The 10,357-nt window shown below is 76.9% G+C and carries 6 protein-coding genes; 5 read left to right on the top strand and 1 reads right to left on the bottom strand.

The window, feature by feature from the left end:
• Window positions 1-2 precede the first annotated feature (2 nt).
• The 3 genes from IO29_RS09935 to IO29_RS09925 all read left to right on the top strand — a co-directional run bounded on the left by IO29_RS09935 (window position 3) and on the right by IO29_RS09925 (window position 5,232).
• The gene (locus IO29_RS09935; RefSeq protein WP_030379938.1) at window positions 3-1,502 is read left to right on the top strand and encodes a PP2C family protein-serine/threonine phosphatase; all 1,500 of its coding nucleotides are present in this window, start codon (window positions 3-5) and stop codon (window positions 1,500-1,502) included.
• 82 nt (window positions 1,503-1,584) lie between these two features.
• Entirely contained in the window at window positions 1,585-2,967 is a 1,383-nt protein-coding gene (locus IO29_RS09930; RefSeq protein WP_030379937.1) for a vWA domain-containing protein, read from the top strand.
• Between the two features lie 135 nt (window positions 2,968-3,102).
• A complete protein-coding gene (locus IO29_RS09925) occupies window positions 3,103-5,232 on the top strand; it encodes an FHA domain-containing protein (RefSeq protein ID WP_030379936.1) in 2,130 nt (709 codons plus the stop codon).
• Window positions 5,233-5,297: 65 nt separating this feature from the next.
• On the opposite strand, the gene IO29_RS09920 is transcribed toward IO29_RS09925, so the two are convergent.
• Window positions 5,298-6,269 (bottom strand): methyltransferase domain-containing protein, encoded by a 972-nt coding sequence (locus IO29_RS09920; protein WP_030379935.1) that lies wholly within the window; start codon window positions 6,267-6,269, stop codon window positions 5,298-5,300.
• A 144-nt stretch (window positions 6,270-6,413) separates the two neighbouring features.
• Between IO29_RS09920 and IO29_RS09915 the strand changes: the two genes are divergently transcribed.
• Window positions 6,414-6,818, top strand: coding sequence for a globin (locus tag IO29_RS09915; RefSeq protein WP_030379934.1), 405 nt, complete (start codon window positions 6,414-6,416; stop codon window positions 6,816-6,818).
• A 145-nt stretch (window positions 6,819-6,963) separates the two neighbouring features.
• Window positions 6,964-10,356, top strand: a complete 3,393-nt coding sequence (locus IO29_RS09910) for an ABC transporter permease (RefSeq protein WP_234307519.1) — start codon at window positions 6,964-6,966, stop codon at window positions 10,354-10,356.
• The last annotated feature ends 1 nt before the right edge of the window (window position 10,357 follow it).

Genomic DNA, 10,357 nt, shown 5'->3' with positions numbered 1-10,357 from the left:
TGATGTCGCAGATGCCCCAGCAGACGGCGCCGACCAGGTGCCCCAGTTGCGACGAGCCGCTGGAGTCCGGTGACCGCTTCTGCGGTGCGTGCGGATACGACCTGTCGGCGGTGCCGACGGGTCCGTCGGGGGACACCCCGACGCTCACGATGGACGGCGCGGCGGACGCGGCCGCGGGCCCGGGTCCGGATGCCCCGGCGGGCGCGGCTCCGGCCGCCGTCCCCAGCCCGGACGCCCCGGCGGGCGCGGACCGGCCGGAGCCGTCCGGCGCTGTCGGTCCCGGCGGCGCTGTCGGTCCCGGTGGCCCGGGTGCCGGGGACACCGTCCACCTGGCGGTCGGCGCGCACGGCGCGGAACCGGGCGCCGGCGGCTCACCGGTGGTGCCGCACCCGGCGCGCGCGGAGGCGCGCGAAGGGGCGCGTACGGAGGGCGGGAGCGCCGGCGTACGGCTCGACCGCCCGCGTTCCGCCGACCGCCCGGACCACGCGGGCGCCGAGGAGCCCGACGAGTACCCGCTCGCCCCGCCGGAGCCGCGGCCCGCGCCGGCCGGGGGCGACCCCCGTGCCCAGGACGCGCCCGCCGGGACCGGGGTCTGCGTGGCCTGCCGCGCCGGGACCGTCGACCGTGACGGCTACTGCGAGAACTGCGGCCACGCCCAGCCCCGCGAGCGCGACCACATGGAGCGGGACCTCGGCCCGGTCGCCGCCGTCAGCGACCGCGGGCTGCGCCACCACCGCAACGAGGACGCCTTCGCCGTCCTGACCGCCCCGCTCCCCGACGGCGCCCCGCCGGCCGTGCTCGCGCTGGTCTGTGACGGCGTGTCGTCCGCGACCCGCCCCGACGACGCCTCCCTCGCCGCCGCCGGGACCGCGGGCGCGTCGCTGTGCGAGGCGCTCCCCCGCGGCACGCACCCGCAGGCGGCGATGCACGACGCGATCGTCACCGCCGCGCGGGCGGTCACCGCGCTGGCCGAGGAGCCGGAGACGGCGCAGGAGCACGCCCCGCACCAGAACGCGCCGGCGTGCACCTTCGTCGGCGCGGTCGTCACCACCGGTCTGCTGGTGATCGGCTGGGTCGGCGACAGCCGCGCCTACTGGATCCCGGCCGACCGCTCCGCGCCCCCCGCCCGGCTGACCGAGGACGACTCGTGGGCGGCGCAGATGGTCGCCGCGGGCCTGATGAGCGAGGCGGAGGCGTACGCCGACGAGCGCGCCCACGCCATCACCGGCTGGCTCGGCGCCGACGCGTACGAACTGGAGCCGCACACCGCCTCGTTCAAGCCGGACCGGGCGGGTGTGGTCGTGGTGTGCACCGACGGCCTGTGGAACTACGCCGAATCCGCCGAGGAGATGGCCGCGCTGCTGCCGTCCGACGCCGCCGTCCGCCCGCTGCACGCCGCGCAGGTGCTGGTCGGTCACGCGCTGGACGGCGGGGGCCACGACAACGTAACAGTGGCCGTCGTGCCGTTCCCGGCCCCGTCGCAGGGGGCAGGATCCGCCTGAAGGGTCGCGGGCCGGAGGGGACCGGTCCGCACTCGGCCACCGCCCCACCCCGGTGGGGCGCACGAGGGGGACGTGAGACGGCATGGCGAATTTCTCGAAACCGACGGTGCCCCGGTTCTCGGTGGACGTCTACCAGAACGAGTACCTGCCCGAGGGCGGCCGCGAGGTCGACGCCGTCGTGACGGTCAGCGCGACCGGCGGCGGCACGATCGGCGGCGCGGTGGGCGCGCCGCACCTGTACTCCCCGGGCCGGGGGCCCGCCGCCGCGGTGGCGGTCATGGTCGACTGCTCGGGTTCGATGAACTACCCGCCGACGAAACTGCGCCACGCGCGCGAGGCGACGGCCGCGGCGGTCGACACCCTGCGCGACGGCGTCCACTTCGCGGTGATCGGCGGCACGCACGCCGCCGCGGAGGTCTATCCGGGCGGCGGCCGGCTCGCGGTCGCGAGCGACACCACCCGCGCGCAGGCCAAGCAGGCGCTGCGCCGGCTGAGCGCGGGCGGCGGCACGGCGATCGGCACCTGGCTGCGGCTGGCCGACCGGCTGCTGTCCGCGGCGGACGTCACCATCCGGCACGGCATCCTGCTCACCGACGGCCGCAACGAGCACGAGTCGCCCGAGGACCTGCGGGCCGCCCTGGACGACTGCGCCGGGCGCTTCACCTGTGACGCGCGGGGCGTGGGCACCGACTGGGAGGTCAAGGAGGTCACCGCGATCGCCTCCGCGCTGCTCGGTACCGCCGACATCGTCGCCGATCCGGCCGACCTCGCCGCCGACTTCACGGCGATGATGGAGACGGCGATGGGCAAGGAGGTCGCCGGCGTGGCGCTGCGGCTGTGGACACCCGTGGGCACGACCGTGCGTTTCGTCAAGCAGGTCGCGCCGAATGTGGAAGATCTCACCGACCGCCGCACGGAGGCCGGCCCGCGCACCGGCGACTACCCCACCGGCTCCTGGGGCGACGAGTCCCGCGACTACCACGTGGGTGTGGCGGTTCCGCCGGCCGGACTCGGCCAGGAGATGCTCGCCGCCCGGGTCTCGCTCGTCGTACCGAGGACCGGGGGCACCTCCCGCTCGAGCGAGGCCGAGAACGGGGGAGGCACGGCGGAGAACCTGGGCGCCCAGGGGCTCGTACGGGCGGTGTGGACGGACGACGTGGCGGCGTCCACCCGGATCAACCCCCAGGTCGCCCACTACACGGGCCAGGCCGAACTGGCCGATGTCATCCAGCAGGGGCTGGACCTTCGCAAAGCGGGCGATCTGGACGGAGCGACCGCGAAACTGGGACGCGCGGTGCAACTCGCGGGGGTCTCGGGGAACGCGGATACTGCGAAACTGCTTGCGAAGGTGGTGGACGTGGTCGACGCGGCGGCAGGTACTGTGCGACTCAAGGCGAAGGTCGAGGAGGCGGACGAAATGACCCTCGAGACCAGGTCCACAAAGACTGTTCGTGTAAAGAAGTGACCTGAAAGCGGTCACAGTCAGCACCGAGCCCGACCCCCAGGGGTGGGAGAAACGGCCACCGCGGCCCGCCGTCCGGTCATTTCCGGTCGTACGGGGCGGTCACGGGGCCGGAGAAGGAGAGGGGGAAGCGCCGACATGCCGACCTGCCCGAACGGACATCAGTCGGGTTCCGACGACTGGTGCGAGGTCTGCGGTCACCGCATGGCCGGTGCCGTGCCTCCGCCGCCACCGCCACCACCGCCTGCGGCGGGTTACGGCTATCCGCCGCCGGGTTCGCCCCCGCCGCCCCCGGGCGCCGCGGGCGGGCGGGGCCCCTTCGGCGGCGGCCGCGACTCCGAGCCGGAGCTCTGCCCGCAGTGCCGCACGCCCCGGGAGGGGGGCGCGCCGTTCTGCGAGGAGTGCCGGTGGAACTTCCTGACGAACACGGCGACGACGTACACCCCGGCGGCACCGCGCCCGTCGGCGTCCGGCGGTCCGCCGCCGCGGTTCCCGGGGCAGGGCCCCGGGGCCGGACAGGGACCCCGGACGCAGCCGGGGCCGGGCCCCGACTCGTACGACTACCAGGGCTCGCGCCCGTCGCAGATGAACCGGCCGGCGGAACCGATCCCGCCGGGCCCGCCGTACGGCGGCGAACCGGCGGGCGGCCCCGGCGGCCCCGGGGCTCCGGGCAGGCCCGGGGGGCCGGGTGGCCCTGCTGGGGCCGGCGGCCCGTCGGGTTACGGCGGTGACCCGCAGCGGCCTGCCTTCGGCGGCGACCCGTCGCGCCCCGGCGGCCCTTCGGGGTACGGGGACGGTTCGCGTCCGGGCGGGACCGGCGGGCCGGGAGGCCCGGGTGGGCCCGGGGGTCCTGGGGGCTTCGGGGGTGATCCTTCGCGTTCCGGTGGTCCGGGCGGTCCGGGCGGTCCGGGTGCCTTCGGCAACGATCCCTCCCGCTCCGGCGGACCGGGCGGCCCGGGAGGCCCCGGTGGCTTCGGCGGCGACCCCTCCCGACGGGGCGGGCCGGACGGCCCCGGCGGCTTCGGCGGCGACTCGGCACGTTCCGGCGGCGCTGGCGGCCCCGGCGGCTTCGGGAGCGATCCGTCGCGCCCCGGCGGACCGGGGGCCTTCGGCAACGACCCCTCCCGCCCGGGAGGCCCCGGTGGCTTCGGCAGCGACCCGTCACGCCCGGGCGAACCGAGAGGTCCCGAAGGCTTCGGCAGCGACCCGTCCCGACGGGGCGGCCCCGGCGGTCCGGACGCTCCTGGCGGCTTCGGCAATGCCCCCTCCCGCCAAGGGGGACCCGGCGGCCAGGGAGGCCCCGGCGGCTTCGACAACAACCCGTCACGCCCCGGCGAACCGAGAGGTCCCGAAGGCTTCGGCGGCGACCACTCCCGACGGGGCGGTCCGGACGGCCCCGGCGGCTTCGGCAACGACCCCTCCCGCTCCGGCGGGCCGGGAGGTCCTGGCGGCTTCGGTGGCGACCCGGCCCGGCCGGGTGGTCCCGGCGGCTTCGGCGGCGACCCCTCGCGCCAAGGCGGGCCTGGCGGCGGCTACGGGGGCGACCCGTCGGGCCCCGGTGAGCGCGGCGCCGCCGCGGACGGCGGTCCCATCGCCTTCCCCGGCACCGGCGCACCGTCCGCCTTCCAGCGCCCCGGCGGCCCCGCCGCCCCGCCCGGTTACCCGCAGGAGACCGGCCGCCCGCAGCAGGCGCCCTTCGGCGGCGGTGCCGGCGGCGGCGAGGACGACTGGGTCCTCACCCCGCCGTCCTCCTCCGCACCCGGCGGCCCCGGCCCCGGCGGCGGACAGGGCCCCGGCGGTGGCTACGGCTTCCCGCAGCCCGGCTCCGGCCAGGGCGCCCCGCCCTCGTACGACCAGGGACCGTCGACCTGGACCGCCACCATCGGCCCGGACCGCGAGTACTTCCTGGCGATGATGCAGCGCTCCGGCCCGGAGGCGGCGGGGCTCAACCTGCCCGCCTACTCGCCCGAGCAGCAGCGCACGCTGACCGGCAACCAGATCACGATCGGCCGCCGCCGGCACTCCACCGGCGACACCCCCGACATCGATCTGGCCGTGCCGCCGGAGGACCCGGGCGTCTCGCACCAGCACGCCATGCTGGTGCAGCAGCCGGACGGCACCTGGGCGGTCGTCGACCAGAACTCGACCAACGGCACCACGGTCAACGGCGGCGAGGAACCGATCCAGCCGTTCGTACCGGTCCCGCTGCGGGACGGCGACCGGGTCCACGTCGGCGCCTGGACGACCATCACCGTCCACCGGGGCTGAGCGACAGAACCCCTACGGCCGCACGTACCCCCAGGGGGCGTGCGGCCGTTCGCATGCCCGCCCCCTCAGGGCAGCGGCCAGCCGTACGGGCCCTCGGGATCGTCCAGCCAGCTCCAGGCGCGGTCGCCGTCGACCGTGATCCCGTACCGCTCGCGCGGCGGCTCGCCCTCGCGCTCCCACAGGGCGTACGCCTCGTGCGGGCCGAGACTGCCTCCCGTCAGCGTGAGCAGGAACCGGAAGAGGTCGTCGCCGCGGGCCCGCCGCGGCAGCCCCTCCAGCCGCGGGAGGGGCGGCTCGGGCGGTGTGTCACCGCGCAGCGGCACGAAGTAGGCGGGCGTGTCGAGGAAGCGTCCCTCGGCGTGCGCGGCGTCGGCGACCCGGAGGAGGACGAGCCCGGTGGCGAGCGGGGTGAGGATGCGACCGCCGGGGGCGCACTGGGCGAGCCAGGCGCGCGGCACCGACGGCAGCGCGCAGGTCGCGATGATCCGGTCGAAGGGGGCGCGCTCGGGCACCCCGCGCGCCCCGTCGCCGGTGACGACGGTGGGGTGGTACCCGGCGGCGTCGAGATGCCGACGGGCCGACTCGGTGATCTCCGGGTCGAGATCGACGGTGGTGACGTGCTCGTCCCCGAGCCGGTGGGACAGGAGGGCGGCGTTGTACCCGGTGCCGGCGCCGATCTCGAGAACGGTGTCGCCGTCCCGCACCCCCAGCGCGACGAGCATGGTCGCCATCAGCGAGGGCTGACTGCTGGAGGACACCAGCTCCCCGTCCCGCAGCCGGGTCGCGAGCGGCACGTCCTCGTAGACCCCGCGCAACCACCGCTCCCGCTGCCGGGAGTCGGCGTGCTCGCCCCAGCGCCGCTCATACCCACCCCTGACACCGACGTAGTAGTAGGGCACGAACAAGTGCCGAGGCACCTCGGCGAACGCCTCCCGCCACTCCGGCTCCCCCTCCCACACCCCCCTCACCCCGATCTCCCGCACCAACTCCCCCCGCGCCTCCCGCGCCTCCCGCGCAAGCTCGCCGAATTCACCCATACCTCCACTGTTCCACTCCGCGCCCCGCAAGGAGGCGCGGGGAACCGCGCGACAAGCCACAAGCCACAACCCACCCGCACCCGCACCCGCCGACGAACAACCGACCCCCCGCCCCGTCCGAGAACCGTCTGAGACCATGGAGTCGTGAATGACAACCCGCGCGACACGCTTCAGGAGCAGACCTTCTACGAGCAGGTCGGCGGGGAAGACACCTTCCGCCGCCTCGTCCACCGCTTCTACGAGGGCGTAGCCGCAGACCCCCTGCTCCGCCCCATGTACCCCGAGGAAGACCTCGGCCCCGCCGAGGAACGCCTCACCCTCTTCCTCATCCAGTACTGGGGCGGCCCCACCACGTACAGCCAACGCCGCGGCCACCCCCGCCTCCGCATGCGCCACGTCCCCTTCACCGTCGACCGCGCCGCCCACGACGCCTGGCTGAAGCACATGCGCGACGCCCTGGACGACCTCGCCCTCCCTGAGGAACACGACCGCACGATGTGGAAGTACCTGACCTACGCCGCGGCCTCCATGATCAACTCTCCCGGCTGAGACCCGCTGACGCGCGCATTCCGGTCACCCCTCCCCGAATTCCGGTCACAATCCGATCAATCCCGCACGACACCGCCTTACCCCCGCCCACTCCCCTCTGCGAACATCACCAGGAACGAGGGACGATCACAGGGCGGGGGGCCGGGTGGCAGCGCTGGTGCTACTGCGCGCACGCGCGCACCGTCTCCTGCTCACGGCAGCCCTGCTCACCGTCGCGCTGACCACGGCCGTACTGGCCACCCTCACCGCCTACTCCGGCGCCCTCGGCGACGCGTCCCTGCGCCATGCCCTCGCCGACCCCGCGACCGCCGGCGAGGCCGCGCTGACCGTCAAGGCCGAGGTTCCGGCGGACCGGCGCGCGGCGGCGGACGACGCGGTCCGCGCGGGCGCCCGGCGCACGTTCGACGGGCTCCCGGTGGCCGTCCACACCCTGGTGCGCTCGGGCCCGTACGCGCTCCCGCGCACCCTCCGCGCCCCCGCTTCCTCCGGCGGGGACAAGACCGCCGCCACCGAGGCGAAGGGCAAGGACAAGAACAAGAACAAGAACGAGGACAAGAACGAGGCCAAGGCGGACGGTGAGGACGAACCCGACCTCACCTTCTTCGCGGCCCTGGACCGCACCCAGATCCGCTTCACCACCGGCCGAGCCCCCTCCCCCCGGGCCCCGTCCGGCACCGTCGAGGCCGCCCTCCCGCACTCCGCCGCCGACCGCCTGGGGCTCGGACCCGGCGACCGGCTCACCGTCACCGACCGCCTGGACGGCCCGCCCGTCCGCGTCCGGATCACCGGCCTGTACCGCCCGACCAGCCCGGACGCCCCCTACTGGCGCCTCGACGACCTGGGCGGCCGGGGGGTGAGCACGGTCTCCTTCACCACCTACGGCCCCCTCCTCACCGCGCCCGGCGTGCTCACCTCGGGCGCGGTCAGCTCCGGCACCACCGCCTGGCTGGCGAGGGCCGACTACTCCGCCGTGCGCACCGGCGACATCGGCCGGCTGCGCGACGCGGCCGACGCGGGCCCGCGCGCGCTGCGCAAGGCACCCGCCCTGAACGGCACGACCGCCGTGAGCACCTCGCTGCCGGACGTCCTCGACCGGGTGGAGCGCGCGCTGCTCGTGGCCCGTTCGACGCTACTGATCGTCGCCCTGCAACTGGTGCTCCTGGCCGGGTACGCGCTGCTGCTCGTCGCCGGGCTGCTGAGCGCCGAGCGCGCCGACGAGACGCGGCTGCTGCGTGCGCGCGGTGCCTCGCGCGGCCGGGTGGCGGGGCTCGCGGCCCTGGAGGCGCTGCTGCTCGCGCTGCCCGCCGCCGTCTGCGCCCCGCTGCTCGCGGGACCGCTGACCGGGCTGCTGTCGGGTCAGGGGCCCCTGTCCCGGATCGGGCTGCGTCCGGAGGCCTCGGTGGGCGATCCCGGGGTGTGGCTGGTGGCGGGCGCGGTCGCGCTGGGGTGTGCGCTCGCGGTGACCGGGCCGGCGCTCACCACCGCGTCCGGCACGTCCGCGGGGCGCGCGCGTGCGCTGCCCGCCCCCGTGCGCGCCGGTGCGGACCTCGGGCTGCTGGCGGTCGCCGGGGTGGCGTACTGGCAGCTGGACCGCCGCGCCGGCGGTGCCGTGAGCGACGACGGCACGGGGACCCTCGGCATCGATCCGCTGCTGGTCGCGGCGCCCGCGCTGGCGCTGCTCGCCGGGACCGTGCTGACGCTGCGGCTGCTGCCGCCGGTGGCCCGGCTCGCGGAGCGCCGCGCGGCCGGCGGGCGGGGGCTGCCCACGGCGCTGGCGGGCTGGCAGTTCAGCCGTCGCCCGGGGCGCGGCGCGGGGCCCGTCCTGCTGCTGGTGCTCGCCGTGGCGCTCGGCCTGCTCGGCATCGGCCAGGCCGCCTCCTGGAGCCGTTCGCAGGACGACCAGGCCGACTTCCGCGCGGGCGCCCCGGTGCGCGTGGCCCTCACCGGGGAGGGCTCGCTGGGGGAGTCCGGGGACTTCGCCGCACTCCCCGGCGTGCGCGACGCCGCCCCCGCCGTACGCACCACCGTGCCTCTGTCGGGCGACCGCACCGCGACCGTGCTGGCCCTGGACACCGCGCACGCCGCCGACACGGTCCTGCTCCGCCCCGACCTGTCCCCCCGCCCGTCCGGCACCCCCCTGACCGGCCTCGCCCCGAAGACGTCCGCCGTCGCCGGCACCCGGCTGCCGAAGGGCACCGCCGGACTGCGCCTGGTGCTGCGGCTGCGCGGCGCCCCGCCCGCCGACGCCGGCACCACCGCCGACGTCCGCGCCACCGTGACCGACGGCTACGGCACCCCGTACCCGCTGCCGGCCGGCGTGCTCCCCGCCGACGGACGCCCGCACGAGGTCTTCCTCGACGTGTCCGGGGCGGCCGGTCCGCTCACCCTGGACGAGCTGGAGCTGACCGTGCCGCAGCCGGTCGACACCGCCCAGGAGCAGACGTTCACCGTCGAGCGGCTGACCGCCGTCGCCGCCGACGGCACCACGAGCCGCCCGCCGCTCGCCGCCTCCTGGACGGCCGGCTCCCGCACGGACGGCACCACCGAAACCGCCGACGCCCGCGACCGCCCCGCTCCCCCGCACGTGCGCCGCCCGTCGGACGGCTCGGTGGCGGTGCGGTACGGCACCGGGTTCGTGCCGCACCGGCTCACCTGGGCGGCCGGCTCGCTGACCGTCCGGCTGCGGGCGGCGCGGCCTGAGGTGCCGGAGGTGACCGGCGTCGCCACGGACCGCTTCCTGGAGGCGGCGGGCGCCCGACGCGGCGAACGCGTCGACGTGCAGTTCGCCGGCGCGACCGTCCCGGTGCGGATCGTGGGCACGACGAAGGCCCTCCCGACGACCGGGGTGGCCGCCCCCGGCACGTCCGCCGCCCCCGGGCGGGGCGACAAGGCCGACGGCGGCGCCCTCCTCGTCGACCTGCGCGCCGTGAACGACATCCTCCAGGATCGCTACGGGCAGAGCGCGCAGCCCACCGAGTGGTGGCTGCGGCCCGCTCCGGGCGCCGCCGCCCGGGTGGCCGCCGCGCTGCGGGAGCGCCCCGAGCTGACGCCCTCGCAGGTCGTCGTCCGCGACGAGATCGCGGCGCGGCTGCGCGACGACCCCTTCGGCGTGGGCCCGCAGGCGGCGTTCGCCGCGGCCGCCGTGGTGGCGGCGGCGCTGGCCGCGGTGGGCTTCGCGGTGAGCACGGCGGGGGCGCTGCGGGAGCGCGGCACGGAGTTCGCCGTCCTGCGCGCGCTGGGCGCCCCGCGCCGGCAGCTGGCCCGGCTCGTCGCCGCCGAACAGGGACTGCTGGTCGCGCTGGGACTGGCGGTGGGCACCGCCCTGGGCACGGTCCTCACCCGCGCCGTGGTCCCGCTGATCGTCCTGACCTCGGGCGCCGCCCGCCCCCTGCCGGACGTCCTGGTGCGGCTCCCCGTCTCCCGGGCGGTCCTCCTGCTCGCCGTGGTGGCCGCCGCGCCGGTCGCCCTCACGGTCCAGCTGTCCCTGCGCCGCCGCCCGCACCCGGCGGCCTCCCTGCGTCGCCAAGGGGGCGAGTGAC

The sequence above is a fragment of the Streptomyces sp. NRRL F-6676 genome (genome assembly GCF_000725625.1).
Taxonomy (GTDB): Bacteria; Actinomycetota; Actinomycetes; order Streptomycetales; family Streptomycetaceae; genus Streptomyces.
Note: the sequence above shows the minus strand (reverse complement) of the source record. Positions and strands in the feature narration are given on the sequence as shown.

Excerpts from the sequence above, each read along its gene's own strand:
- IO29_RS09925 (WP_030379936.1), top strand. The coding sequence starts at position 3,103 with ATGCCGACCTGCCCGAACGGACATCAGTCGGGTTCCGACGACTGGTGC.
- IO29_RS09935 (WP_030379938.1), top strand. The coding sequence starts at position 3 with ATGTCGCAGATGCCCCAGCAGACGGCGCCGACCAGGTGCCCCAGTTGC.
- IO29_RS09920 (WP_030379935.1), bottom strand. The coding sequence starts at position 6,269 with ATGGGTGAATTCGGCGAGCTTGCGCGGGAGGCGCGGGAGGCGCGGGGG.
- IO29_RS09930 (WP_030379937.1), top strand. The coding sequence starts at position 1,585 with ATGGCGAATTTCTCGAAACCGACGGTGCCCCGGTTCTCGGTGGACGTC.